This is a genomic window from Hymenobacter segetis (genome assembly GCF_054776495.1).
In genome coordinates, this window is record NZ_BAAHBV010000002.1 from 1,266,622 (window position 1) to 1,293,485 (window position 26,864).

At 62.5% G+C, this 26,864-nt stretch carries 22 protein-coding genes and 1 riboswitch; of the genes, 14 read left to right on the forward strand and 8 right to left on the reverse strand.

The window, feature by feature from the left end; all coding sequences use genetic code 11:
• The first annotated feature begins 41 nt into the window (after positions 1–41).
• Positions 42–410, forward strand: coding sequence for a DUF4177 domain-containing protein (locus tag ACYU70_RS15765; RefSeq protein ID WP_342295242.1), 369 nt, complete (start codon positions 42–44; stop codon positions 408–410).
• 94 nt (positions 411–504) lie between these two features.
• On the opposite strand, the gene ACYU70_RS15770 is transcribed toward ACYU70_RS15765, so the two are convergent.
• Positions 505–1,740 (reverse strand): acyl-CoA dehydrogenase family protein, encoded by a 1,236-nt coding sequence (locus tag ACYU70_RS15770; RefSeq protein WP_342295241.1) that lies wholly within the window; start codon positions 1,738–1,740, stop codon positions 505–507.
• A 194-nt stretch (positions 1,741–1,934) separates the two neighbouring features.
• Between ACYU70_RS15770 and ACYU70_RS15775 the strand changes: the two genes are divergently transcribed.
• Positions 1,935–3,692, forward strand: a complete 1,758-nt coding sequence (locus ACYU70_RS15775) for an APC family permease (RefSeq protein ID WP_342295240.1) — start codon at positions 1,935–1,937, stop codon at positions 3,690–3,692.
• A 180-nt stretch (positions 3,693–3,872) separates the two neighbouring features.
• Here the strand turns inward: ACYU70_RS15775 and ACYU70_RS15780 are convergent, their stop codons facing one another.
• On the reverse strand, positions 3,873–6,128 hold the full coding sequence (locus ACYU70_RS15780; protein WP_342295239.1) for a TonB-dependent receptor: 2,256 nt from the start codon (positions 6,126–6,128) through the stop codon (positions 3,873–3,875).
• 62 nt (positions 6,129–6,190) lie between these two features.
• A riboswitch (TPP riboswitch) is annotated at positions 6,191–6,294 on the reverse strand.
• A gap of 162 nt (positions 6,295–6,456) precedes the next feature.
• Between ACYU70_RS15780 and ACYU70_RS15785 the strand changes: the two genes are divergently transcribed.
• Positions 6,457–6,681: a hypothetical protein gene (locus ACYU70_RS15785; protein ID WP_342295238.1), complete on the forward strand. Its 225-nt coding sequence runs from the start codon at positions 6,457–6,459 to the stop codon at positions 6,679–6,681.
• Between the two features lie 89 nt (positions 6,682–6,770).
• On the opposite strand, the gene ACYU70_RS15790 is transcribed toward ACYU70_RS15785, so the two are convergent.
• From ACYU70_RS15790 to pnuC, 3 genes are all read right to left on the reverse strand, one after another.
• Entirely contained in the window at positions 6,771–7,187 is a 417-nt protein-coding gene (locus ACYU70_RS15790) for a GNAT family N-acetyltransferase (protein WP_342295237.1), read from the reverse strand.
• 21 nt (positions 7,188–7,208) lie between these two features.
• Positions 7,209–8,654, reverse strand: a complete 1,446-nt coding sequence (locus ACYU70_RS15795) for an aldose epimerase family protein (protein ID WP_342295236.1) — start codon at positions 8,652–8,654, stop codon at positions 7,209–7,211.
• A 132-nt stretch (positions 8,655–8,786) separates the two neighbouring features.
• On the reverse strand, positions 8,787–9,434 hold the full coding sequence (gene pnuC, locus ACYU70_RS15800) for a nicotinamide riboside transporter PnuC (protein ID WP_342295235.1): 648 nt from the start codon (positions 9,432–9,434) through the stop codon (positions 8,787–8,789).
• Positions 9,435–9,506: 72 nt separating this feature from the next.
• On the opposite strand from pnuC, the gene ACYU70_RS15805 reads away from it, so the two are divergent.
• Both ACYU70_RS15805 and ACYU70_RS15810 read left to right on the forward strand, forming a co-directional pair.
• A complete protein-coding gene (locus ACYU70_RS15805; RefSeq protein ID WP_342295234.1) occupies positions 9,507–9,839 on the forward strand; it encodes a rhodanese-like domain-containing protein in 333 nt (110 codons plus the stop codon).
• Positions 9,840–9,902: 63 nt separating this feature from the next.
• Positions 9,903–10,691, forward strand: a complete 789-nt coding sequence (locus tag ACYU70_RS15810) for a YqjF family protein (protein WP_342295233.1) — start codon at positions 9,903–9,905, stop codon at positions 10,689–10,691.
• A gap of 9 nt (positions 10,692–10,700) precedes the next feature.
• On the opposite strand, the gene ACYU70_RS15815 is transcribed toward ACYU70_RS15810, so the two are convergent.
• On the reverse strand, positions 10,701–11,222 hold the full coding sequence (locus ACYU70_RS15815) for a hypothetical protein (protein ID WP_342295232.1): 522 nt from the start codon (positions 11,220–11,222) through the stop codon (positions 10,701–10,703).
• Between the two features lie 187 nt (positions 11,223–11,409).
• Here ACYU70_RS15815 and ACYU70_RS15820 point away from each other — a divergent pair, with 187 nt between their 5' ends.
• From ACYU70_RS15820 to ACYU70_RS15830, 3 genes are all read left to right on the forward strand, one after another.
• Complete coding sequence (locus ACYU70_RS15820; protein ID WP_342295231.1) at positions 11,410–13,095, forward strand: Ig-like domain-containing domain; 1,686 nt, start codon at positions 11,410–11,412, stop codon at positions 13,093–13,095.
• A gap of 36 nt (positions 13,096–13,131) precedes the next feature.
• A complete protein-coding gene (gene hrpB, locus ACYU70_RS15825) occupies positions 13,132–15,735 on the forward strand; it encodes an ATP-dependent helicase HrpB (protein ID WP_342295230.1) in 2,604 nt (867 codons plus the stop codon).
• Positions 15,736–15,870: 135 nt separating this feature from the next.
• Positions 15,871–16,785 (forward strand): fatty acid desaturase, encoded by a 915-nt coding sequence (locus ACYU70_RS15830; RefSeq protein ID WP_342295229.1) that lies wholly within the window; start codon positions 15,871–15,873, stop codon positions 16,783–16,785.
• A gap of 9 nt (positions 16,786–16,794) precedes the next feature.
• On the opposite strand, the gene ACYU70_RS15835 is transcribed toward ACYU70_RS15830, so the two are convergent.
• Both ACYU70_RS15835 and ACYU70_RS15840 read right to left on the reverse strand, forming a co-directional pair.
• A complete protein-coding gene (locus tag ACYU70_RS15835) occupies positions 16,795–17,634 on the reverse strand; it encodes an FRG domain-containing protein (protein ID WP_342295228.1) in 840 nt (279 codons plus the stop codon).
• Between the two features lie 103 nt (positions 17,635–17,737).
• On the reverse strand, positions 17,738–18,589 hold the full coding sequence (locus tag ACYU70_RS15840; RefSeq protein WP_342295227.1) for an oxidoreductase: 852 nt from the start codon (positions 18,587–18,589) through the stop codon (positions 17,738–17,740).
• A 192-nt stretch (positions 18,590–18,781) separates the two neighbouring features.
• Between ACYU70_RS15840 and ACYU70_RS15845 the strand changes: the two genes are divergently transcribed.
• The 6 genes from ACYU70_RS15845 (at position 18,782) to ACYU70_RS15870 (ending at position 26,826) form a co-directional block, all read left to right on the forward strand.
• Complete coding sequence (locus ACYU70_RS15845; RefSeq protein WP_342295226.1) at positions 18,782–20,194, forward strand: alpha/beta hydrolase-fold protein; 1,413 nt, start codon at positions 18,782–18,784, stop codon at positions 20,192–20,194.
• A 90-nt stretch (positions 20,195–20,284) separates the two neighbouring features.
• Positions 20,285–21,763, forward strand: a complete 1,479-nt coding sequence (gene guaB, locus ACYU70_RS15850; RefSeq protein WP_342295225.1) for an IMP dehydrogenase — start codon at positions 20,285–20,287, stop codon at positions 21,761–21,763.
• A gap of 198 nt (positions 21,764–21,961) precedes the next feature.
• Positions 21,962–23,452: a PP2C family protein-serine/threonine phosphatase gene (locus ACYU70_RS15855; RefSeq protein WP_342295224.1), complete on the forward strand. Its 1,491-nt coding sequence runs from the start codon at positions 21,962–21,964 to the stop codon at positions 23,450–23,452.
• A gap of 21 nt (positions 23,453–23,473) precedes the next feature.
• Positions 23,474–23,803 carry an STAS domain-containing protein gene (locus ACYU70_RS15860; protein WP_342295223.1) on the forward strand — a complete coding sequence of 110 codons (330 nt, stop codon included), beginning with the start codon at positions 23,474–23,476 and terminating at the stop codon, positions 23,801–23,803.
• Between the two features lie 109 nt (positions 23,804–23,912).
• Positions 23,913–24,326, forward strand: a complete 414-nt coding sequence (locus ACYU70_RS15865) for an ATP-binding protein (RefSeq protein ID WP_342295222.1) — start codon at positions 23,913–23,915, stop codon at positions 24,324–24,326.
• A gap of 184 nt (positions 24,327–24,510) precedes the next feature.
• On the forward strand, positions 24,511–26,826 hold the full coding sequence (locus tag ACYU70_RS15870; RefSeq protein WP_342295221.1) for a peptidylprolyl isomerase: 2,316 nt from the start codon (positions 24,511–24,513) through the stop codon (positions 26,824–26,826).
• Positions 26,827–26,864: the final 38 nt, after the last annotated feature.

Here is a 26,864-nt window from a genome sequence, read left to right on the forward strand (position 1 = left end):
GCTGCGTAAGTTGCGGGGGCATTCATTTCAGCTCCCTTTTTATGAAGAAATTCCTTCTCCTGACTTCGTTGTCACTGGCCGTGGCCGGCTCCTGGGCGTTTTACCCCAATGCGGCCCCCGCCACCACCGGCTACCTGATGGTGGTGGGCAGCGGCCGCCCGGGCAATGAATCCTACGTACCCGAAATCATTACCATTCAGCCCGATGGCAAGCAGCAGGTGCAGCGCCTGACCAATGTAAGAGTCGGCACCGACCGCACCAGTACCGACGTGGCCGTGGCCCTGCACCACGCCGAACTGCTCCAGGTAAATGCCCTGGCCGCCAAAGGCTGGCGGCTAGTGAGCGTGGCCCAAAGCACCGTAGGCGTCGGGGCCACCACCGAAACCGTGTACATGATGGAGCGGCGGTAAGGGCTTCTTTTGCTAACAAAAACGGCCGTTCCATTGCTGGAGCGGCCGTTTTTCGTTGTTGCGGGGCACAAGCTAAAGCATGTGCTACAGGGGCTTACTTGAAGGCCTGGATGCCGGTGATATCCGCGCCCGTGATGAGCAGGTGAATGTCGTGCGTGCCTTCGTAGGTAATCACCGATTCGAGGTTCATCATGTGGCGCATGATAGGGTACTCGCCGGTAATGCCCATGCCGCCGTGGATTTGACGGGCTTCGCGGGCTACGTGCAGGGCCATGTCGACGCTGTTGCGCTTGGCCATGGAGATTTGGGCGCTGGTGGCTTTGCCTTCGTTTTTGAGCACGCCTAAGCGCCAGGCCATGAGCTGGGCTTTGGTGATTTCGGTAATCATCTCGGCCAGCTTCTTCTGCTGGAGCTGGAAGCCGCCGATGGGCTGGCCGAACTGCTCGCGCTGCAGGGAGTATTTCAGGGCCGACTCGTAGCAATCAATGGCCGCGCCGATGGCCCCCCAGGCAATGCCGAAGCGGGCCGAATCGAGGCAGGAGAGCGGGCCTTTGAGGCCGTCGACGTTGGGCAGGATGTTCTCTTTGGGGATTTTCACGTCCTCAAACACCAGCTCGCCGGTGCAGGAGGCGCGCAGGCTCCACTTGTTGTGAATTTCGGGGGTGCTGAAGCCTTCCATGCCGCGCTCCACGATGACGCCTTTGATGCGGCCCTGCTCGTTTTTGGCCCAGACAACGGCCACCTGGCACTCGGGCGAGTTCGAAATCCAGAGCTTGGCCCCGTTCAGCAGGTAATGGTCGCCCATGTCCTTGATGTTGGTGGTCATGCCGCCGGGGTTAGAGCCGTGGTCGGGCTCGGTGAGGCCGAAGCAGCCCAGCCACTCGCCGGAGGCCAGCTTGGGCAGGTATTTTTTGCGCTGCTCCTCGGAGCCGTAGGCGTAAATCGGGAACATCACCAGCGAGCCCTGCACCGAGGCCGTGGAGCGCATGCCGGAATCGCCGCGCTCAATTTCCTGCATGATGAGGCCGTAGCTGATGTAGTCGAGGCCGCCGCCGCCGTACTCCTGCGGGATGGTGGGACCGAACGCGCCTACGTCGCCAAACTTCTTCACGATTTCGCTCGGGAAGTGCGCGTCCTGCGCCCATTTCTCGATGCTGGGGCTGATTTCCTTTTTTACGAAGTCGCGGATGGACTGGCGGATGAGCAGGTGCTCCTCGGTCAGCAGGCCGTCGAGGTCAAAATAATCGGTGAAGCCGTTGGCGTTGGTGCTGCCTTTCTGGGCAGTGTGGGCTTTCGACTGGGGGGAGAGAACGTCGGCTTCGGATGACATGGGGCGGGGATTGGGGTGAGGGGTGGGAATGTGCGGGTAAAGATAACAGGCGGGCCGGAGCCGCCGGGAGTTGGCGCGACGGGCGAGGCCGGAACGGGCGCCTTACATTTCGCCACCTTTGCCGGGCTGCCGCACGGCTTCCCGTTCGCCAACTTCGTTTAAAGCCAACTGCCCGTCTTTCTGCCCGCCGCGCTATGCCCAACCCGATACCCACCCACCACCCGCCCAAGCTCAGCGAGCTGGAAGCTACCGCCATTTGCGGCAACGACATTTCCTCGTCGTGCCTGTACGTGTCGGCGCTGGCCATTTCCTACGCCGGGCAATACGCCTGGCTGGCCCTGCTGATAGTGGGCGCGGTGCTGTTCCTATTCCGCAAAATCTACGGCGAAGTAGTGGGTGCCCTGCCCCTGAACGGCGGGGCCTACAACGTGCTGCTGAACACCACAAGCAAGCGCAACGCCGCGCTGGCCGCCTCGCTCACCATCCTGTCGTACATGGCCACGGCCGTGCTCTCGGCCAACGAGGCCATGCACTACCTGCACACGCTGTGGCACGGGCTGCCCATCATCGGGGCCACCATGGGGCTGCTGGGGCTGTTTCTGGCCCTCACCATTCTGGGCATGTCCGAATCGGCGATTGTGGCGGTCATCATTTTCATCACGCACCTGGCCTCGCTCACGCTGCTGGTGGGCGTGGCGGGGTGGTACCTAGCTACCCACGGCCTGCACAATTTGTCTCTCAACTTTGCGCTGCCCGTGAAGGGCGGCAGCATCCTGAATGCGCTGTTTTTTGGGTTTAGCGCGGCCATGCTGGGCATTTCGGGGTTCGAAAGCTCGGCCAACTTCGTGGAGGAGCAGGCCCAGGGTGTGTTTCAGAAAACATTGCGCAACATGTGGGTGGTGGTCACGGTGTTCAACCCGCTCATTGCGTTTCTGGCCGTGGCCGTGCTGCCGCTGGTGGCGGTGGGCCAGCACACCGAAACGCTGCTCTCGTACCTGGGCACCGTCACGGGGGGCAGCTGGCTGGGCACGGCCATTTCGGTCGATGCCGTGGCCGTGCTGAGCGGGGCCGTGCTCACATCCTTCGTGGGCGTGAGCGGCCTGATGAAGCGCATGACCCTGGACCGGATTCTGCCGCAGTTTTTCCTCAAGGAAAACAGCCGGGGCAGCAATTACCTCATCCTAAGCGCTTTTTTTCTGCTGTGCATTTCGGTGCTGCTCATCACCAACGGGCAACTGGGGCCGCTGGCGGGCGTGTACACCATTTCGTTTCTGTCGGTGATGGCCTTCTTCGCCCTCGGCAATTTCCTGCTGAAGGGCAAACGGCCTAATCTGCCGCGGCCGGTGTACGCGGGCATTCTCACCGTCACGCTGGCGCTGGTGGGTGTACTGCTGGCCCTGTTCGGCAACGTCAAGATTCACCCCGAATACCTGATTGTGTTCCTCGAATACTTCCTGCCGGCCATGGCGGTGGTGTCCATCATGCTCAATCGCATGGCCATTCTGCGGCTGCTGCTACTGGCGGCCGAGTGGCTGGTGCAGCACCTGCCACGGGTGGCGCGCCTGGCCCGCCTTAAAATCCAGCGCCACCTGCGCGAGCTGGCCCGACAGGAATTCGTGTTTTTCACCAAAGGCGACAACGTGGCCAACCTCAACAAGGTGATGACCTACGTGGTGGAGAATGAGTTTACCAACCGCCTGAAAATCGTGACCTTGCTCAAACCCGGCGAGAAATTCCCCGAGGAGCTGCTGAACGATATCAAAGTGCTGGACCGCGCCTACGAGCAGATTGAAGTAGACTTCGTGACCATGGAAGGCCACTTCGGCCCGGACCTGATTGAGGAGCTCTCAAAGCGGTGGAATATCCCCAAAAACTTCATGTTCATCGGCTCGCCGGGGGACCGGTTTCCGTACCAGATTTCGGAATTGGGCGGGGTGCGGCTCATCATCTGACCACGGATTCGCTCGGATTTTTCGGATTAATCGGATTTTGTGGACAGCGCTGTGTAGCGGCAAACCCGGACAGCATCAACAAAAAAGGCCGCTCAATGAGCGGCCTTTTTGTTTGGGAATGTGGCTTCTGAGTCGTCCACAAAATCCGATTAATCCGAAAAATCCGAGCGAATCCGTGGTCTAGAAACGTAGATTCAGCGAGGCCAGGAAATTGGTTTTGGCCTGCGGGTAAACGTAGTTGAAATACTGCGTCTGACCGCCGTACACGTAGCCGTAGGTGTAGCCGTTGTTCACGTACTCGGTGGCGAAAACGTTGTTGACCAGCACCGCCATTTCTACTTCGCGCAGGCCAGCGAAGGCCGTTGGGTGCCAGAGGTAGCGCAGGCGCACATCCTGCACGTAGTAGGGTGCGATGCTGCGGCTCTCGGTGCTGGTGTTGTCGAGGTACTGGCGGCCGGCGTAGCGGGCCAGCGCCGCCAGCTTCAGGCCGGCCACGGGCTCTACCTCGGCGGTGTAGGCAGCGGTGAGGTCGGGCGAAAAGGCGATGTTGGTCTGCTTGAAATACGTGGCCTTTTCGCCGCCCTTGTCATAGTCGGCCAGGTAATCGGTGTAGTTGTCGATTTTATTGCGGCTGGCCGTGGCCGTGGCCGTGAGCGTGAGTTTGGACACCGGCTGCCAGGCAATCTGGCCCTCCACCCCGGCGCGGTACGAGTCGGCCACGTTGGTGTGGATAGGGTTGCCCACGTCGTCGAGGTGGCCCGAAAGCACGAGCTGGTTGCGGTAGCGCATGTAGTAGCCGTTCAGGCTGGCCTGCACCTTGCCGGCGGTGCGACGCAGGCCAGCTTCGTAGTTGAAGAGGGTTTCGGCGGTGGGGCGGCGCTCGGCGGGCGTGTCGGTGTAGTCGGTGCGGGTGGGCTCGCGCTGCGCCACGGCAAACGAGGCGTAGGCCTGCGTGCTGCCCGTGAGCTGGTAGGTGAGGCCGGCCTTCGGATTCAGGAAATTGAAGTTGATGACTTGCTGGCTCTTGGCACCGTCGGGGCGGCCATCGGGCGCAAACAGCTCGTAGCGCACGGTGCGGTACTGCAGGTCGCCGAAGATGCCTAGCGCATCGGTCAGGCTCACGTTGGCGCGGGCGTAGACGTTGAAATCCGTCTTGTGGGCGTTGGGCTCGTCGTAGTAGCGGGTGCCGGTTTCGGGGATAAATGTGCCGCGCTGGGCCCAGGTGAGCTCATCAAAATGCTGGCCCCGGTAGCCCACGAAAGCCCCGCCCAGCGTGGCCTCGGTCACGCGACCGGCGGTGGGCCGGAGCTGCAAGGCATAGGTTGCGCCGTACAAATCAGTTTTCAGCCAGCGACGGCGGATAACGTCGGTGCTCGTGAGCGTATCGAGGCTGCCACTGGCATTGGGCTGAAAAACAGGCCCGCTGATGCCGTACTTGGCGAAGCCCTGGTTGGCCTTATACTCCTCGTAGTAGCCGCCGCCGCGCGTCCAGAAGGGCGTCACGCTCAGGTTGAGCGTACTGGTGAGCTGGCGCGAGATGAGGAATTGGTAGTAGTCCTGCTGGTAGTTGTCGGTCTGGTTTTTATAGGCCGACGGGTGCTGGCCGGCGTCGGTGCCGGCTTCGTTGTAGCGGCGGTTTTTGTGCAGCAGCGAATCGGCTAGGCCGTACCAGCTTTGGTAAGTGGTTTCGTAGCCGGTGAGGACGAGGGCGCGCAGCAGGGTCTTCTCATCGGAATACGTGCCGGCCAGATACAGGCTTTTCAGCCGCGACCAGCCCCGGTCAATATATCCCTCGCTCTGCACCCGCGAGGCGCGGGCATCAACCGTAAAATGGCCGTTTATCAGCCCCGTACCAGCCATAATCGTGCTTTTCCAGGTACCAAACGAGCCCGCCGAGTTGTTCACCTCCGCGTAGGCTTTGGGCCGCAGGCCGAGGGTTTCCACGTTCAGGCTGGCCCCGAAAGCGCCTGCGCCGTTGGTGCTGGGCCCGGCCCCGCGCTGCACCTGAATGCTCTGGGTAGACGAGGCCAAATCCGGCAAATCGACGAAGAACACGCCGTGGCTTTCGGCTTCGTTCACCGGTACGCCGTTCAGCGTCACGTTGATGCGGGTGCCGTCCGTACCGCGAATGCGGATGCCGGTGTAGCCCACGCCGGTGCCCGCGTCGGAGGTCGTGACCACGCTCGGCGTCTGGTCGAGCAGGTAGGGAATGTCCTGGCCGAAATTACGCGCTTGCAGCTGCTCACGGCTCACATTCTGGTAGGTGGTGCCGGTTTTGTCGGTGGCGCGGGTGGCCGTCACGATTGCCCCGGGCGTGAGGATGCGGCGGGCAATGGTCGTATCATTGGGCACGGTGCCGGACACGGGGACTTGCGCCCACGCCGGCGCGGCGGCCAGCGCACACAGCGCCGCCCCCGCAAGGAGTACAGTTTTCAAAAAAGGGTGGTATAAAAAGTGGAACGCGCCGTCGCCCCAGGGGTCGGAGCGGCCGCGGAATCGTCCGTGGATTGTTTATTCCCTTCGCCGGCATTACCCGGTTCAGGTTCGATGGGTATCATCTCAGCCGATGTCGTGCACAACATCAGCACCCCTAAACATGCCGCAAAGATATAGCCCGCCGCGCTGGCCCATATCTTTTTTTATTATTCGGTGGTTAGGTCAGTGGCGGTTTGCTGACTGTCAGTTAATTTAGGCACGTCGGCCGGCGGAACGCAGGGCCGGGAGCCTATGTTATAGGTTCCGCACCGTTTTAGCCGCTTTCGCCATGTTAAGCCTAGTCTACGCCGTTGCTCTTTGCGCCTTTTTCCTGTTCGTCCTGGTGCTGCCGCGCCGCCGCCGCGTAGTGCCCCCGCCCCCGCCCAGCGATGGCGACGACGATGGTGGCGAACCCCACGACCCCGGCCTGCCCGACCTCGACCTGCCCCCCGGCATCTCGCGCCCCATCAACGACTGGGAGCCCGACTACAACCGCCGCCGGGTGGAGATTTAGGCAGTTGATTTAAGAACAGAGGAGTTGAAAGGCCAAAGCCCCGTCAAACGCGGATTTAGCCTTTTAGCTCCTCTTTGTTTATCCTTTGCTCATAGCGCCACGGCCATACGCACATAAGCAATAGGCCCTTTGTAGAACGTTTCGCCCTCGGGCCGCAGGCCGAACCGGGCGTAAAAACCGGCGCTGTCCTGCCGGGCATCGCACCAGATGCAGGTAGCGCCCAGCCGCCGGGCCTCGCTGAAAACGTGCCGAAGCAAGGCGCTGCCTATGCCTTGCCCTTGGCAGTTGGGCCGGGTGGCAAACTTGCGGAAACGGGCCGTCCGGTTTTCTACGAATAAGGAGATTACCGCCACCAGCTCATCGTGACGGAAAGCGCCGAAGTGGTTTCCCACGTCGTCATCCTCGATTTTGACATAATCCAGCGGCTTATCGGGCCACAGCACCTGATGGCGCAGGGCGTAAGTATCCTCGGGCCGGATGGAGCGAATGTCAAAAGGGGCAGGCATTGGCTACTAATTGAAACCGAATCAGCCGACGGTAATGGTGTAGGCGGCGGTGAAAACCTGGCCGGGCTCCAGGGTCAGGATGCCTTCTTTCTCGCTGAGGTCGCCGGGCTTGCCGGCCGCGCTGGCGATGCCGTGCCAGGGCTCGACGCACACGAAACTGGCCCCCGGACCTTTGGTCCAGAGGCCGAGGTAGGGAAAGCCGTCGAACTGGAAGCGCACGAAGTGAGCCGACTTGCGCGAGCGCAGTGTGAGGCCGCTGAAATCGTAGTGCTTGAACACCAGGGCGTCATCGGCAAACAGGTCGTAGCTCAAGGGCAATTCCTGTTGTTCGGTGAGGACGGGGGCCGTCTGGCCCGTGAGCAGGCCGCCCTGCAGCAGGTGGCGCTCCAGGGTCACGGGGTGGTCGAACTCGAAGTAGTAGTCCTCGAATTTTTCATCGGGCATTAGGGGGCAGCGCACGGCCGGGTGCGCCCCGATGCTGAAGAGCAGCGGCGCATCGGCGGCGGGGTTGCGCACGTCCCAGCGCACGGTGAGCTCGGTGTCGCGCAGAGTGTAGGTGATGGTGAGTTCGAAGGCGAAAGGGAAGACGGCGCGGGTAGTTTCGTCGTGCTGCAGCCGGAACACCAGCTCGGTGGCAGTTTGGCGCACCACGGCAAACTCCTGGTCGCGGGCGAAGCCGTGCTGCGGCAGCTTGTAGGCGCGGCCCTCGTAGGAGTACGCATCCTCGGGCAGGCGGCCCACCAGCGGGAACAGCACGGGCGCGTGCCGGGCCCATACTGCCGGGTCGGCGGGCCAGATGTATTCGAGGTCGTCGGCGGTAGTGCGCAGACTGGTAAGCTCGGCCCCGTGGGCGGCAAAGGTGGCCTGGCAGGCCAGCGTGTTGAGGGTGTAGTGGGTGGGGTGGTAGGCCATGCGGGGTTCTTCTAAAACGGAAGTAGTGGGCTGGACAGCCGTGCGCAGCAGCTCATCGACCAGAAAGCGGGCCTGGGCAAAACGGCGGTCATCGGAGCCGGAAATTTCGGCAAAGTTGGCCATCCGCTCGCTTAGCTCGCGGCGGTAGAGGTCGTAGAAATGCTGGCGCAGGTGCGGGTGTTCGCGCAGCGGGTCGGGCTCCCAGGGCAGGTCGATGCCCATGAGCAGGGCCAAGTCGTACTGCTGCTGGTCGATGGTGCGCAGAATCCATTCGGGGCAGGAGCCGAAGGAATGCTCGGCCCAGATTTTTATCACCAGCAGGTCGCTGTCGCAGAAAAACAGGCCGTTACTGGCGCGGGCGGCGGCGGCGATTTCGGCCGCGAGCTGGCCGCGGGCTATTTCCTCCAGGTCTTCGGGGGTGTAGTGCGGGCCGGACTGGGCGAGGTATTCGCGGGCAAACTCGGGGGCGAACGAGGTGCCGTAGTGCGCCGCCAGCTGGGCGGCCAGCGTCGATTTGCCCGTGGACTCGGGGCCGGTGAGGGAAACGCGGAGCAACTTAAAAGGGGTGGGGACGGACGCAGTGAAGAAACGAAACGAGGGGTAAGCAAGAGCCGGAAGTCATCATCTGGGGGATAATGCGGGTGCCTCCCGGCGCAACAAGTCAACTTGATGGCATTATAAAACCGCTCAAACGCTGGCCGGTTCCGGTAGTGCGGAAACGGGCCGGGCCATCTCGCGCCGCCACTGCCAGTAGCCGTAGGCAGCCAGGCCCAAGTAGAGTGCGTAGAGCAAGCTGGTGGGGTAAAGGTCTTTGTACCAGAGCACAGGCACGTAAATCAGGTCGACCAGTATCCAGATAAGCCAGTTTTCGAGGCGCTTGCGAGTGAGCAGGTATTGGGCCACGATGCTGCCGGCGGTGGTGAAGCTGTCGAGGTGCGGCAGCGAGGCATCGGTATTATAATGCAGATAGTAGCCGAAGCCCAGCGTGAAGGCCAGGGCGAAGGCCGCGCCGGCCAGCCATTCGCGGCGGGTGGCGTGCGTCACGCCCAATTCGGTATCGTTGCGCCCGCCATACAGCCACTCGTACCAGCCGTAAATGCTCAGGGCAATGAACAGGACCTGGAGGTAGCAGTCGGAATAAAGCCGCGCCCGGTAGTAGACGAAAACGTAGAGCAGGCAGCTGATGATGGCCACCGGGAAGTTCCAGATGGACTCGCGCGCGGCCAGCCACACGCAGGCAAATCCCGTGACCACGGCCACCAGCTCCAGCACGGTGGTAGCGTGCCAATACTGCACAAACGAGGTCGGAATATCGAGCAACAAAGAAGCAAACACGCGGGCACGGCCTGGTATGAAGCCGCAAGGTAGAACGCGGCGAGCCTATTTTTGTGGCCTCAACCCCGCTCCATGTCCAGCTTCTCCCTAGAAATCAGCCCCGAAGACCTGCACCGCCGCCTGCAAGCCGGCGACGATATTCAGCTCATCGACGTGCGCGAGGAAATGGAATTCGAGTATTGTCACCTGCCCGGCAGCCTCCTGCTGCCCCTGGACGAGCTGCCGCGCCGCGCCGCCGAAATCCGCACCGAGGGGCCGGTGGTGGTCATTTGTCACCACGGGGTGCGCTCGGCCCACGCCCTGAGCTACCTGCGCCAGCGCCTGGGTCGCACCAACGTCATCAACCTGCGCGGCGGCGTGGACGCCTGGGCCGAACGAGTCGACCCGGCTTTTCCCACGTATTAGGGCCAGCCGCGGCCGCCACTTGCCGGGGTTCGTTGTTATCCCTGCCAACCGCTGCCGCTATTCATGCCCGATTTCCCGCTGCCCACCAGCCCCGTTCCTACTCCCCTCGCTCCTACCCTCTCGGACCGGCTGGCCCTGCGCGAGCGGCCCATGGGCCAGCCCCTGTTGCGCCAGCAGTGGAGCGAGCTGCTGTTTCTGCACTGGGCAGTGCCGGCCGAATTGCTACAGCCGCATCTGCCGCCCCGCCTCAAAATCGACACTCACGATGGCATGGCGTGGCTGGCCGTCGTGCCGTTTCAGATGAGCAAGGTGCGCACCCGCCTCACGCCGGAAATGCCGGGCACCAATGCCTTCTTGGAGCTGAACGTGCGCACCTACGTGCATCTGGACGGCGTGCCGGGCGTGTGGTTTTTCTCCCTCGATGCCACCAACGCGCTGGCCGTGTGGGTGGCGCGCACGTTTTTCCGGCTGCCTTATTTGCGTGCCGACATGCGCCTGGAGCGGCCCAGCGCCGATTTGCGGCAGTTCACGGCCACCCGCACCCACGGCGGGGCCCCGCCTGCCAGCTTCCGCGCCACCTGGAAAATTGGCGCGCCGCTGCCACCTTCAGAGCCGGGCTCGCTGGCATTTTTCCTCACTGAGCGGTACGCGCTCTACACCAGCAACAAGGCCCAAACCAAGCTTTACCGAGGCCGGGTGGCCCACGCGCCGTGGCCGCTCAGCACCGCCCAGGTGCTGCATCTGGAATCGAACCTAATTGAGGGCCACGGCCTGCCCACGCCGTCCGGCAAGCCCGTGGTGCACGCCGGCAGCCCCGTAAGCGTGGAGCTGTGGCCCATGCAGCAGGTGTAGCGAGCGGCGCTATTCGCGCAGCCAGCGGGTCATTTGGGGGAAGCCTTCGGTTGTCGTCATCTCCATCCAGACCAGCAAGGGCAGGCCGAGGTAGATGCCTTGGCTGAAATTATTTAGCATCCATTTGCTGGAGTTGCGGTAGCCGGCAGGGTGAAACACGACTTCGGGCGGCACTCCAATGGCCTGCGCCGCAGCGTACGACCACAGCATGGCCACGATTTCCTCGCCATCGGTGCCGTGCTGGTCGGGCTTGCCAGCCATCACGTTGCCGGCCAGCTGGATGCGCTCGGCGGCGGGCGTCACGGCCAGATGGCCCGCCTCGTGGAGGATGTCGCCAGGGTAGAGCAGCTTGGCCGGGTCAATCAGCAGGCCGCCATTTTCGATGAGGATGCCGGGCAGAAAGGTGTCAGTAGTGAGCTCGACTTCCTGGGTTGGGATGCCGATTTCGGCCAGAAACTGCCGCATGGCGGGCAGGTGGGCGAGGGCTGCCAGGGGCGAGTGGTGGCGCGAAGAAGGCAGTTTGAAAGGCATAAGGCAATGATGAGGGGTTCATTTTTTTAAACTTAGCACAGAACGGGGCAATAGCTTTTTCAAAAAAACATGTCCCTGACTGTCAGCGATATATATTATCACCAAAAAGCCATATCGCTTGGGGAAACCACCTATCTTTGGCCGGGCCAGCCAGCCTGCTTTTCCTTTCCACTAATCATTCTCGGCTATGCATTTTTTCTACTCTTCCGTTCGTTTTCGTTTGGCCCTGCGCTCGGGCTTGCTACTGGCCCCGGCAGGGGCCGCACTGGCTCAGGCACCTGTCATTACCACCGCCACTCCGATGGCTAACGCCCTGGCGGCTACACGCACCGGGCCGGTCACGGTTAGCTTCAGCCAGCCGCTCACGGCCGCTTCGGCGGGGGCACTGCAGGTGTTCAGCAACCAGCGGGGCGGGCGGCGCACTGCGGCCGCGCCGGCTACAGTAAGTGGCAGCACGCTCAATTTTGCGCCCACGGCCTATCCGTTTATGCCCGGCGAAACAGTTCAATACACGGTTACGACCGCAGCAGCCGGCCTGGGCGGGGCCCTCGGGCGAGCGCGGGTTGGCCAGTTTACAGTGGCGGGCGGCACCGGTACCGGCATTTTTAGTCTCGGCTCTGCCCCAACGGTAGGCGGCTTCGCCAATGGTGGAGCCATGGGCGACGTAGACGGCGACGGCGACCTCGACCTACTGGTGGCTACTCAGAGTACCACCGTGAGTGTGCGCCTGAACGACGGCCGTGGCCATTTTGCGGGCAACACAGAAGTAGCCGTGCTAACGGGCACGTCCTTGCTGCTTGGCGACGTGGATGGCGATGGCGACCTCGACATGGTCAATTCCAGCCCGTACCGTATCAGTGTGCACCTGAATGATGGGGCCGGAGTCTTCAGCGACAGCCGGCAAATCCCGCTCGTATCATCAAGCAGTGCTGCCAACGATGCGGCCCTGGGCGATGTGGACGGCGATGGCGACCTCGACCTGCTTTTTACTCGCCCGGGTGGCCCCACCAACATTGCGGTGCGCCTGAACGACGGCACGGGCACTTTCAGCGGCACGCGGGAAGTGGAGGCGGGCAGTGCCCACAGCATCCTGCTCGGCGATGTAGACGGCGATGGTGACCTCGATGTATTGGCTACCGGCGCAGCGAACACCGTTATTATACGTCTGAACGACGGCAGCGGCAACTTCACCGGCACGCAGCAAGTGGCAACGGGAACGGCTTACCACATCACCGCAGGCGATGTAGACGGCGATGGCGACCTCGATTTATTGGCCCCCAATCTGTCGCTGAATACCGTTAGCGTGCGCTTAAACGATGGCAATGGTAACTTCAGCGGCACGCAGGAAGTAAGCGTTGGCCCGCACCCTGTCAGCGTGGCAGCAATTGATGTAGATGGCGATGGCGACCTCGACCTGGCCACCACCAACGGCCTTGGCAGCAGCACACTGAGCGTGCGGATTAATAACGGCAGCGGCCTGTTTAGCGGCAGTCAGGACATTGCGGTGGGCAACTTTGCCGACCAGGTATTCGCCGGTGATGCGGATGGGGATGGCGACCTCGATTTGGTGACCAATAACAGCCCGGGGCGCTCGGTAAGCATCATGCTCAACGGCAGCACAGCCCTGGCAACGGCCCGGGGGTATTCCAGCACCGGTGTATCGCTCTGGCCCAACCCCTCCCACGGCAGCTCTATGCTCAGTGGGCTGGCGCCACACGCTCCTGTCCAAGTCCTTGACCCATTGGGCCGTGTTCTGCTTGCCATTACTTCGGAAGCAGATGGCACGGCCCGCCTTGTGCTGCCCGAAAAGCTATCGGCTGGCCTGTACCTGGTGTGCGGTGGCGGGCAAGTGCGGCGCTTGGTAGTGGAGTAAACCACTGCCCCCGGTTCAGGCCGTAATTTTGGCCCAATGCCCAACGCCTTCGTCCTGCCGCCCCTCCCCAGCCTGCCCATCATCGCGGCGCTGCCCGAACTGCGGGCCGCCCTGGCTGCCCACAGCCGCGTGGTGCTGGAGGCACCGCCCGGCGCGGGCAAAACCACGGTGGTGCCGCTGGAGCTGCTGGCCGCCGAGTGGCGCAACCCCGACGATAAAATCCTGGTGCTGGAACCGCGCCAGCTGGCCGTGCGCGGGGCCGCCGCCCGCTTGGCCCAGCTGCTGGGCGAGCCCGTGGGCCGCACCATCGGTTACCGCGTGCGGCTGGATAGCAAAGTGAGCCAGGAAACCCGCGTGGAAGTCATCACCGAAGGCATTCTCACGCGCATGATTCAGGACGACCCGGCGCTGGAAGGCATAGCGGCTGTGGTGTTTGATGAGTTTCACGAGCGGAGTTTGAATGCGGATTTGGGCCTGGCGCTGGCGCTGGATGCACAGGCCGTGCTGCGGCCCGAGCTGCGCATTCTCATCATGAGCGCCACGCTGGAGGCGCAGCGACTGGGCCAGTGGCTGCCCGCGCCGGTGGTGTCATCGGCCGGTTTTCTGTTTCCGATTGACACGCACTACCTCGACCCACGCCGGGCCTCGGCCCTGCCCAACAAGCCCAATGAGCGGCTGGCCGAGCTGGTGCCAGCGCAGGTAAAGGCGGCTTTAAACGCGCACCCCGAAGGCGACATCCTCGTTTTCCTGCCCGGCGTGGGCGACTTGCAGCGCAGCGCCCGCAAGCTCCAGGATGCCCTGCCCGACCACGTCGACCTGCACCTGCTGCACGGCGAATTGCCGCTCGAAGCGCAGGATGCGGCCTTGCGTCCGGTGGGCGGCGGCCGGCGCAAGGTCATTCTGGCCACCAGCATTGCCGAAACCAGCCTCACCATCGAGGGCGTGCGGGTGGTGATTGACGGCGGCTTTGCGCGGGTGCCGCGCTTTGTGCCGCGCACCGGCTTCACTACCCTCGAAACCGTGCCCGTGGCCCGCGCCGCCGCCGACCAGCGCCGGGGCCGCGCCGGCCGCCTCGCCCCCGGCACCTGCTACCGCCTCTGGACCGAAGCCGAGCACCACAACCTACCGACCCACCGCCCACCCGAAATCCACACCGCCGACCTCAGCAGTCTTGCCTTGGAGCTGGCCCTGTGGGGCGTGGCCGAACCTACTAGCCTGCGCTGGCTAGACGTGCCGCCGGTTGCGGCGTTTGCTCAGGCTACTGATTTGTTGCTGCGGTTGGGAGCTTTGGTTGAACATAAATCGGGAGCACAACCCACACCGCACGGCCGGCAGCTGGCTGCGCTGGGCCTGCCGCCGCGCCTGGGCCACCTCGTAGTGCGCGGGCAGGAACTGGGCCACGGCCCCGCCGCCGCCTCACTAGCCGCCCTGCTGGCCGAGCGCGACCTGCTGCGCTGGGCTGCCCCCACCGACACCCGCCCCGCCCCACCCGACCTGCGCCTGCGCCTCGAAGCACTGGCCAGCGGCCGTCCGCCCCTGCCCGGCCTGGCCCTGCACCACGCCACGCTGCAACGGGTGCGCGACGTGGCCCGCAACCTCACCGGCCGCATGGGCAAATCGGCAAATTCACCCATTCACTCAATCACTCATTCACCCATTGGCTTGCTCACCGCCCTGGCTTACCCCGACCGGCTGGCCCAGCGCGAAACCCACGACCGCCTGCGCCTCGTGACTGGCCAACGCGTGAGCCTGAACACCACCGACGTGGACCCGCAGGCCACGTTTTTCGCGGTGGCTCACTTAGCGGGCACGGCCTCGGCCCCGCGCGCTACATTGGCTGCCCCGCTCGGGCAGGACGAGTTAGAGCTGGCCTTTGCCGACCAGATTACGACCACCGACGAAGTGCGCTACGATGCCGCCACCCAGCGCGTGACCGGCCGCCGCGTGCGCCGCCTGGGGGCATTGCTGCTTGATGAAAAAATCATCGGCCAGCCCGATGCGGCGCTGGTGGCGCGGGCCTTGCTCGACTATTTGCAGGAAGCCGGCGTGAGCAAGCTGAACTGGACGCCCGCCGCCCGCCAGCTACAGCAGCGGCTGGAGTTCCTACGGCAGCACTTCCCCGCGACTGAATCTTCGGAACCGTGGCCGGCTTTCGATGATGCCACACTAGCCCGAGAGTTACCTGACTGGCTCGGCCCGCACCTCACCGGCCTCAAAACCCTCGACCAGGTGCAGCGCCTCGACCTCTACGAACCGCTACTGGCGCGCCTGCCCGGCGGCTGGAGCCAGCGCCAGGAGTTGGACCGCCTTGCCCCCGCCGCACTGGAAGTGCCCAGCGGCTCGCACATTACCCTGGATTACAGCGACCCCACCGCCCCCGTACTGGCCGTGAAGTTGCAGGAGCTCTTCGGCCTCACCGAAACGCCCACCGTGGCGGCCGGCCGCGTGCCGCTGCTGCTGCATCTGCTGTCGCCCGGCGGCCGGCCGGCGCAGGTAACGCGCGATTTGCGCAGCTTCTGGGAGAAGGGCTACTTCGAGGTGCGCAAGGATTTGAAGGGCCGCTACCCCCGTCATCCCTGGCCCGATAAGCCGATGGAGCATATCCCGACTAGGCTGACGAAGAAGCGGCTGGGGCAGTAAACGGGCCGCAGGCACCTCGGGCCGCCCGGCCAAAAAACAGCACGGCAGAAGCGTGCGCGGCAGCTCCAAAAACCATTTTCGCGTTGGCCGGCGGCCATGTAACTTCGTAGAAAATCAGGCCTTTTCCACTGTTACATGGCTTCTACCGCTCCTTCCGAAGCGCCGGTTATTGCCGGCGACCGGCTCACGCCCGGCTGGCTCCACAACACCTGGCTGTACCTGATGCTGGCGGCCGCCTTAGGCTGGGGCTGGTCGAGCTGGTCGGGGCCGCGCGGACTGGCTTCGGCGGGGCTGGTGGTGCTCACGGTGGGGCTGGGGCACTCTATTGGGCTGCACCGGGGCATCATCCACCACGCCTACCGGTGCGGGCGGATTACGCGGGGCGTGCTGGCCTATCTGGCAGTATTATCGGGGCTGGGTGGGCCAATATCCTGGCTGCGGGTGCATTACTTCCGCGACTACTGGCAGAACCGCCTCGACTGCCCGCCCTACTTCCGCTACGACCACTCCCTGGCCCGCGACTACTACTGGAACCTGCACTTCGACCTAGTTCCCGGCGACCTCAGCCGCTACCACATTCCCGCCGAGGACCTGTACGACCCCTGGCTCGTTTTCCTGGAAAAAACCTGGTACCTGCACGTTATCGGCCTCGCTGGCTTCATCTGGGTCTTTTTTGGGTTTGAGGCCATGATAATCTGTGTGCCGGTGCGGGTCAGCGTGAGCATGCTGGGGCACTGGTTTGTGGGCTTCATGACGCACAAATACGGCTACGCCCGCTACGACATCGACGATGCCACCGAGCACGGCTACAACAGCTGGGTGCTGGGCGCGCTTTCCTTCGGCGAGGGCTTCCACAACAACCACCACGCCCACCCCAGCTCGGCCAAAATGAGCACCGAATGGTACGAACTCGACTTGGGCTGGTACCTGCTGGCGGGCCTGCGGGCCGTGGGCCTGGTGTGGGACGTGCAGGTCGTGGGCCACGACCATACCCAGCGGGACCGCGCCAAAGAGCACCGCTTCCGCTGGCACTGGCCCTGGCAGGACTAGCCGCGAACGTTAGCGCATCTCGTTCTCATCCAGGAAGTTCTTACCATCAGCCCGGGGCGAGTAGTGGCGGTGCAGCCAGCGGCTGAGGCCACCGAGGCCCGGTAGCAGAACCCGCTCGGTGATGTTGGCCTGGTCGAGCTTATCGCGCACTTCCCACTTGAGGCGGGCCGGAATGATAATGCGGAAATACAGCTCCGGGCGGTCGGCCAGCCAGTCGTGCAGCACGCTCTGGGCCGTGCTCATCAGGGAAAATAACGCGTACTGGTGCACGATGCGTGCATCGAGGCTGGGCGGTTCCAGAAACAGCACGTAGGGCTCGGCCTGTAATTCCTCAAGCTCGCGCAGGCTGCTGCTCACGGGCAGCAGCAGTTCGGAGGTGAAGACGTTGGAGCCTTCGGCTTGCAGGGCCTGGCGCAGGCGCTGGGGCAGGTGCTCGGCGGCCTTCACGTAGTTCAGCGCCCAGATAATGCCGTCTTCGTGGTAGGCCGCGATGTCGTCGGTGGCGAAGTGCAGGGCCACGTAGGGCGAGTACGTCCAGTCGAGCAGGCGGGTGGGCAGGCCGTGGTGCTGGGCCAAGGCCAGCCAGTCCCAGGTGCTGGCGGCGGCGGCAGGCATACCCGTTTCGCGGGCGTACTTGCGGAAATTGCGCAGCAAGTGATGCTCCAGATTCTGGTACTCGCCGCCGAGACGCTGCAAACTGGTTTCGAGCTGAAAGTGGCGCGAGCGGCCGCCCCGGTACACAAACGGCGACCGGAACCGCCCAATGCGCGCATCCCAGGTATCCTGGAAAAGCAGCCGTTGGAGGTCTTCCCAGGAGGTGGCTTCGTAGTCGTTGGCAGAAAGAGACATGGGGCGAAGATACGCCGGGCCGCAGGCGTTAGCTACCGAAAAAGCCCCGAAAACCGCTCATTTCTGAGCAGCCCGGGGCTTTTTCAGTTTAAGAAATCAAGAATTATTCGCCAGCCGGGAAATCGGCTGCGTCGCCCACTGCGGCATATTGCTCCAGTTCCTTGGCGATACCGGCAAACTTCTCGCGGGCGCCCTTCACGGCCGCTTTGCCCAGCGGCAAATGCAGCGGTGGGTTTTCAAGCTGCACCACGTCGTACATGGCTTTGGCGGCGCGCACCGGGTCGCCGGGCTGCCGGCCGCTGTAGCCCTGGATGCCGCGCAGGTTTTCGCCCACCGTGGCTTGGTAATCATCAATTTTGGTATCGGCGATGGTGGCCGACTCGCCCGCCCACTTCGTGCGAAAACCGCTGGGCTCGATGTTCGTCACCTTAATGCCAAGCGGCCCTACCTGCTGGCTCAGGCTCTCGCCAATGGCCTCCAAGGCAAATTTCGAAGCATTATAAATGCCCACGCCGGGAAAGGTTTTCAGCCCGCCGATGCTGGTGATGTTGAGGACGTGGCCTGAACGCTGCTTGCGCAACTGCGGTAGCACGGCCCGCAACACGTGAAGCGCACCGAACACGTTCACGTCGAACTGGCGCTGCACTTCCTCGGCAGGCACTTCTTCAATACTGCCCATCGAGCCGTAGCCGGCGTTGTTTACAATAACATCGAGCTGGTTGAATTTGGCAATTGCATCGGCAATGGCGGTTTTGACGGTGGCCTCATCGGTCACGTCGCACACCAGGCCGAGGGTGCGTCCTTCGGCTTTTTTGGTGAATTCGTCGGCCTGTTCAGGCTTGCGGAAGGTGGCGGCCACGCGGTCGCCTTTTTCGAGCACGTAGTCGGCCAGGGCTTCGCCGAAGCCGGACGAGGCCCCGGTGATAAACCAGGTTTTGGCAGTGGAATCAGACATAAGGAGTCATTCGTTGAAATGGTAGGTGCTAAGACGGGTTGGAGAGGCGAATTGTTTGCCGACGGCTGTTGAAGCGTCACTCAGAACGTCATGCTTCGACTGCGCTCAGCATGACGTTCTTTCTACCCGCGTCCCCCCCGTCGTACCTTCGCGGCCCGATTTTTCACTTCCATCCAATCCCACCCACTTCCTATGAAAAAGCTTTTCTCGCTGCTACTGGCGCTCATTGGCTTCACCGCCCAAGCCCAGGTCACCTTTAAAATCACGGCCGTGCCGGCTAACACGCCGGCCAACGCCACGCTCTACATCGCCGGCACTTTCAATAGCTGGAATCCTGGCAGCACGGCTCACGCCCTCACCCACAACGCCGACGGCAGCTACCAAATCACGCTGCCCGCCGCCACCGGCACCATGGAATACAAGTTTACGCGCGGCTCCTGGGCCGCCGTCGAAACCAATGCTTCGAACGGTTCGGTGCCCAATCGCACCTACACTTTTGGCACCGGCGCGGCCACCGTGCTGTGCCAGGTGCTGAACTGGGAAGACCTCGCCGGCCCCGGCGGCGGCGGTCCAACCTCCACGGCAGCAGCCAACGTGAGCGTGATTTCGACCACGTTCGCCATGCCGCAGCTGGGCCGTACCCGCCGCGTGTGGCTGTATTTGCCGCCCGGCTATGCTACCAGCGGCCGCCGCTACCCCGTACTCTATATGCAGGACGGCCAGAATGTGTTCGACGCCGCCACCTCCTTTGCCGGCGAGTGGGGCGTGGACGAGGCCCTGAATCTGTTGGCCGCCAACGGCCAGGACCCGACCGGCTGCATCGTGGTGGCCATCGATAACAGCGCCAACCGCCTCGATGAATACTCGCCTTGGAACAACCCGGCCTACGGCGGCGGCCAAGGCGATTTGTACATTGATTTCCTGGTGCAAACCCTCAAGCCCTACATCGATACCAACTACCGCACCCTGCCCGACCGCGCCAACACCGGCATCGGCGGCTCCAGCATGGGCGGGCTCATTGCCACCTACGCGGCCCTGCGCGAGCCTTCGGTGTTTGGCAAAGTGGCCTCGTTTTCGCCTGCATATTGGTTTGCCTACCCGCAGTTGGCGGCCTACGCCCACCAGCACCCGGCCAACCCCAACACCCGCTTCTACTTCGTGAGCGGCACCACCGAAAGCACCACCATGGTGCCCCAGATGCAGGCCCTGCGCGATTCGCTCCAGAGCGGCGGCGTGCCGGCCACCAACCTCAACTTCAACACCCGCGCCGACGGCCAGCACGCCGAATGGTTCTGGAAGCGCGAGTTTCCGGCCGGCTACTCCTGGCTGTACGCGCCTGCCACGGCCACGGCGACGCGCCCGTCCCAAACCCTCGCCGTGAGCCTCTACCCTAACCCTGCCGCCCGCGAGTTGCGCGTGTCGCTGCCCGCCAATCTGGCCGGCGACGCGTTGCTCGAAATCAGTGATGCGCGGGGCCGGGCCGTGCTGCGCACCCGCGTGCGCAACGGCCAGAACGTGGACGTGAGCCGCCTGGCTTCGGGTCTGTACTTGTCGCGCCTCACGGCCGGCAGCGCGGTGGGCACCAGCAAATTCACCAAAGAATAATCCGGTCTTCATCGGTACGGCGGGCGTCCAACCCAACTTCCCGCCGTACCTTTGACTGGCAAAAGGCACCAACCCCCAACCCCTTTTGCCATGGCGGATTCCGCAACCCCCAAAATTGCCTTCGAGGCCCTCACCTACGACGACGTACTGCTGCTCCCAGCGTACTCCGAGGTTTTGCCCCGCGACTGCGACACCGGCACCCGCCTCACCCCCAACATCCGGCTGCAAACCCCGCTTATTTCGGCGGCCATGGACACCGTTACGGAGTCGGACATGGCCATTGCGCTGGCGCAGGAAGGCGGCCTGGGCATCATTCATAAGAATATGTCCATCAAGGCCCAGGCCGAGCAGGTGCGCCGCGTGAAGCGCAGCGAGTCGGCCCTGATTCAGGACCCCTTCACTCTGCCGCCCACCGCCACCCTGGCCGACGCCCGCCAGCTCATGCGCAAGCACAACATCGGCGGCATTCCCGTGGTGAATGGCGGCCACGTCCTCGAAGGCATCCTCACCAGCCGCGACCTGCGCTTCGAGAAAGACATGAGCCAGCCCGTCACCACAGTGATGGTGCCCCTCTCCCGCCTCGTCACCGCCCCCGCCGGCATCGACCAGGCCGCCGCCGAAGCCCTGCTCACCGATAGCAAAGTCGACAAGCTACCGCTGGTTGACAGCGAAGGCCGCCTCGCCGGCCTGATGACTTATAAGGACATTCGCAAGCGCCGCCGCTCGCCGCACGCCAGCAAGGACCACCTCGGCCGCCTGCGCGTGGGCGCCGCTGTGGGTGTCACACCCGACCTGCTTCAGCGCGTGGCCGCTTTGGTCGAAGCTGGCGTGGACATCGTGAGCCTCGACACCGCCCACGGCCACTCCAAAGGCGTGATGGATGCCGTGCGCGCCATCAAAGCCGCCTACCCCAAGCTGGACGTGATGGCCGGCAACGTGGCCACCGCCGCCGGGGCCCGCGCCCTGGCCGATGCCGGGGCCGACTGCGTGAAAGTGGGCGTAGGCCCGGGTTCCATCTGCACCACGCGCATCATCGCTGGCATTGGCGTACCGCAACTCTCCGCCGTACTCGAAGCCGCCAAGGGCTTGGAAGGTACCGGCGTGACGCTGGTAGCCGACGGTGGCATCAAATTCTCGGGCGACCTCGTGAAGGCCCTGGCCGGCGGCGCGGCAGCCGTGATGGTGGGCTCGCTGCTGGCCGGCACCGAGGAAGCCCCCGGCGACCTCATTATCTACGAAGGCCGCAAGTACAAGTCCTACCGTGGCATGGGCTCGGTAGAGGCGATGGAAGACGGCAGCAAGGACCGGTACTTCCAGGATGCCGAGGACGACGTGAAGAAACTCGTACCCGAGGGCATTGTGGGCCGCGTGCCCTTCAAAGGCAATGTTTCGGAGGTCATTTACCAGCTGGCGGGCGGCCTGCGGGCCGGCATGGGCTACGTGGGCGCGGCCAACATCGAAGCCCTGCAGGCGGCGCAGTTCGTGCGCATCACCGGGGCCGGCCTGCGCGAGTCGCACCCGCACGACGTGCAGATTACCCGCGAGGCACCGAATTATTCGAGCCGCTAGCCAGGCAGCTACTTTGCCAAAGGCCAAGTAGCGCGCTGAATCACAATGGGCAATGCTGGTTACGGCCGGCATTGCCCATTTTTTATGCCTTATATCGGATGGAGCCTTTTCGGATAGCCGATTGTATCTTGCACGCCGGTTGAGCGTCGGCTACGGCGCGGCGGGCTGGTGTGCTTGTGTTATTCCTAGGTTCTGTCTGTGCGTCATCCGTTACTGTACATTGGTTTTCTATTAGCGCTGCTAAGCGGAGCGCTGGCCGTTGGCAACTTGCTGACTGACGGCGGCACCGGGACGGCGTCGTGGGCCATCTGGTTACTGTTGCTGGCCGACCTGGGCACCCTTGCGGTGCTGTTCAAGCTATTTTTCCGAGCACCAGTTGCGTCCAGCAATGTAATCCCTGCCGCACTCCGCGAGAGCGAAATGCTGAGTTTACAACGCCTGGCCCAGATTGTCCAGCGGGGCCAGACCTCTACCGAGGTATATAGTGTGTTGCTGGAGTCGGCTGTGGAAACAGTGCGGGCCGATGCTGCCTGGATTGACCTCGACCCCAACCACACCGGCACTGACGACACCAACGCTACCCAGTACTACAACCTCACGCCTGAGCAGGCCGATATCCTGCGCAAGGGTCTCCGCGCCCACCCCGCCGTAGAGGGCGAGTACATGACCAACGACCTGAACCGGCATTCCGCCTTTCTGGGCACCTCGCAGGCATTTCGCTCGCTCATTCAACTGCCGCTGCACGGCCTGCACTTCAATTATGGCACGCTGTATTTGCTGAAAGCAGAGCCCAATACTTTTAACCGCGAAGACCTTAGCATTCTCCAGACCTTCACCGGCCAGGCCGTGCTCAGCATCGAAAACCTGGAGCTGATGCGCACTTCGCTGGCCAACCAGCGCACTCAGGAGGAGCTAAAAATTGCCTCGCAGGTTCAGGACAGCCTCATTCCGAAAAACCTGCCGACTGATAACTGGTTCGAAATCAGCTCGCACTCGCTGGCGGCCAAGGAAGTGGGCGGCGATTTCTACGATTTCCTGCACCTGCCGGGCCGGCGCCTGGCCGTCATCATCGGCGACGTGAGCGGCAAGGGCGTCACTGCCGCCTTCCACATGGCCCAGATGAAGGGGATTTTCCACTCGCTGATGCAGGAAAACCCGCTGGCCAAAAACGAGCGCGACAAATTCCCGGTGCCTAGCAAGTTTATGGCCCAGGCCAATACCGCCCTCATCCACTGTCTGGAAAAGTCGTCGTTCATCACTTCCTCGCTCTACATCATTGACTATGAGCAGGGTGGTTTTGTATTTGCCCGCGCCGGGCATTGCCATACCCTCTATTATCACGCCCTGCGCGAGGAGGTTTTTTACTTCGATTCCGCCGGCCTCGGCCTCGGCATCATCCGCAACGAGAGCTACGAGAAGCACATCAAAAACCAGTTCTACGACTACAGCCCCGGCGATGTGATGGTGATTTACACCGATGGCATTGTGGAGGCACGCGGCGGCTCCGGCACCGACGAATATGGCGAAGACCGCCTCAAACTGCGCCTGGAGGAAAGTTATTTTCAGGAGGCTGAGGACATTAAAAACTTCATTCTCGACGACCTCAACAGCTTTACCCACGGCTTCCCCATCCACGACGACCAGACCCTGCTCGTGATTAAATTCAAGTCGGCCCAACCCCTGCCGTAGGCCTGACGTATCGCCCTCATTATGAAAGTTACCGCACAACCCTCCGCTGATACCCTTACCCTGTTGCTCGATGGTGAGCTGGATGCCAGCTCCGCCATCGTTCTTGACACTGAGCTGGCTAAACCCGACATCCTCAATTACCGCAAAGTCCTGATTGACTGCGCCAAACTAAGCTACATTTCTTCGGCTGGCCTAGGAGTTTTCATCTCGCACCTCCAGCGCTTTCAGGATGCCAACGTGAAGCTGGTTTTCTTCAACATGCAGGAGAAAGTGTTCAACGTATTTGAAATCCTGGGCCTGGATGCGCTGATGACCATCGTTCCAAGCCTCGCCGAAGCCGAAGCCGCCTAGTTTTCAATGAGTAAATGAGTGAATGAGTGAATGAGTAAAGAATTGACTGCTTAGACGATTCTTTACCCTTCTGCTCACCCTACTCATTCACTCATTCACTCATTCACTGATGAAGTCTGCCCTCCGCATTGCCTGCTCGCGTGCCCACCTGCAACAGGTGCGCGACTTCGTGCGGAATTACCTCAACACCCGGCCGCTTTCCGAAGTGACGGTAAACCAAGTGGTGCTGGCCGTAGATGAGGTAGTGGCTAACTTCATCATCCACGCCAATGGCGAGGACGAAACCCAGTTTCTGGACCTCACCCTGGCTTTTGACCAGCACGACCTGAACGTGGAGATTGCCGACAACGGCGACACCATCTTCCTGCCTGGCCCCACGACCAGTCCCGATTTCCACGCCTATATCCAGCAGGGCCGCAAAGGCGGCATGGGCATGACGCTGGTGAACCGACTTATGGACCGCGTGGAGTTTTTCACACGCGGCAACCATACCGTGTGCCACCTCAGCAAGCACCTGGCCTGAGCCACACTTTCAGACCTTATTTTTGAGACCGTTGTGCCCCACACGACGGTCTTTTTTTTATCCGGCTCATCCGGCGAAGAACTTGCGCCATTCCCCCCGGAAATTAGTTAATTTCGCACCGGTAATTTTATGCCCGCGCCGCTACTTACTACTCGCTTAGCGCTTTTGTCTTCTAACTTTTCCTATGCATAAACGCATTTTGTACGCCGGCGCGGCCGTTGTCACGCTGCTGGCTGGTTGCCAAACTTCCAAACCGGCCGCATCGGCTACCACGGGTTCTACTGCTACCGGCCCGGCCGTCGAAACGCTGGGCACGTACCCGGTGCCAGCCAATGAGTTTGCCTACGTCTACCGGAAAAACAACAGCTCGGCCCCCGACTATGGCACCCGCCAGAGCGTGAGCGACTACCTGGACCTCTACACCAACTTCCGCCTGAAAGTGCTGGAAGCCGAGCAGAAGGGCCTCGACACCACGCAGGCCTTCAAGCGCGAGTTGGAGGGCTACCGCCAGCAGCTGGCCCAGCCCTACCTCACCGAGAAGAGCGTGACCGACCAGCTGGTGCGCGAGGCCTACGACCGCATGAGCCAGGAGGTGAACGCCTCGCACATCCTCGTGCGCGTGGCCCCCGATGCCACACCGCAGGACACGCTAACGGCATATCAGAAGATTGAGAAGCTGCGCCAGCAGGCCCTGTCCGGCACCGATTTCGGCCAGCTGGCCCGCGCCAACAGCGAAGACCCTTCGGCGAAGGAGAACGGCGGCAAGCTGGGCTACTTCACGGCCATGCAGATGGTGTACCCGTTTGAGTCGGCGGCCTACAAAACGCCTGTGGGGCAGGTGTCGCAGCCCATTCGCACGCGCTTCGGCTACCACATTATTAAGGTGAATGACAAGCGCACGGCGCAGGGCGAAATCAAGGTGGCTCACCTCATGATTCGCATGAACGCCAACGCCGCCAAGGCCGACTCGCTCACCGCCAAGAAGAAAATCGACGAGCTCTACAGCCGCCTGAAAAAGGGCGAGAACTGGGACAAGCTCGTGGCCCAGTTTTCGGAAGATGCCGGCTCGGCTGCCAATGGCGGCGAGCTGCCGCCCTTCGGCACCGGCCGCATGATTCCCTCGTTCGAGGATGCCGCCTTCAAGCTGCAAAAGCCCGGCGACCTCGCTCCCCCGGTTCAGACGCCCTACGGCTGGCACATCATCAAGCTGATTGAGCGCCAGCCCCTGGCCAAGTTCGCCGACATGGAGCCCAGCCTGAAAAGCAAAGTGGCCAAGGATTCCCGCTCGGAGCTCAACAAAGCCGCTTTCCTGAAGCGCGTGCGCCAGGAAGACCAGTTCTCAGAAGTGGCTTCGGCTAAGACTTACGCTTTCGCCAAAGCCGATACGGCGCTGGTGGCCGGCCGCTTCAAGTACACGGCTCCGGCTGCTACGATGAAGGCCGCCAAAGGCACTGCCAATGATAACTCGACCCTGTTCAGCATCAAGGGCAAGCCTTATCTGGTGAAGGATTTCCTGGCCTACGTGCAGCAAAACCAGCGCCCCCGCACGGGCGCGCAGCCGGCTTTTGCTATGCAGCAGCTCTACGACCAGTACGTGGAGCAAAGCCTGACCGACTTCGAAAAAAACAGCCTCGACACCAAGTATGAGGACTACCGCATGCTGGTGAAGGAGTACCGCGACGGCATCCTGCTCTTCCAATTGATGGACGAGAAGGTGTGGAGCAAGGCCATTGAGGACACCGTGGGCCTGAAAAAATACTTCGCCGACAACCAGGCCAAGTACCAGTGGGACCAGCGCGTGCAGGGCACCGTAGTAAGCGCCGCCACCCCCGCCCTACTGGCCCGCGTGCAGAAGGAAATGAAAACCGGCCGCTTCCCGCTCACCCGCAACGTGCCCCAGGGCGTGGCCTTCAACTTTGGCACCACGCTAAGCAAAGTAGGAAACATGACGCTGGATGACATCAGCAAGCGCATGGTCCAGGACACCACCATGCAGGTGACCATCACCGGCCGCGTGAAGAAGGGTGAAAAGGCCAGCCTGGCCAGCGCCCGCGCCGATTCGACGGTGCGCCAGCTCCGCCGCCGGGGCGTGGCCGCCAGCCGCATTCGCAAAGCGGTACAGGCCACGCCAGGCACGACCACTGCGGCGCAGGTGGCGCTATTCAGCGGTAATCCGGTTGCTATCGAGTCGGAGATGAACGACCAGAACCCGCTGTCGGTGCAAATCACCCAGAAGGTGTTCCAGAAAGGCGACAACAAGGTGATGGACGAACTGATGACCAAAGGCCCCGGCACCTACAACGTGCAGAAGGATGGCCGCTACTACGCTGTCACCATCGACCGCACGCTGCCCGCCGGCCCCAAAACCCTGGCTGAAGCTCGTGGCCAGGCCACGTCGGACTACCAGACCTACCTAGAAAAAGAATGGATTGCCCAGATGCGCGCCGCCCGCCCCGTGAAAGTGAACGAGGCCGAAGTGAGCAAGCTGGTAACGAAGTAATGATTGAGTGAATGAGGGAATGGCTGAATGGGTGAATG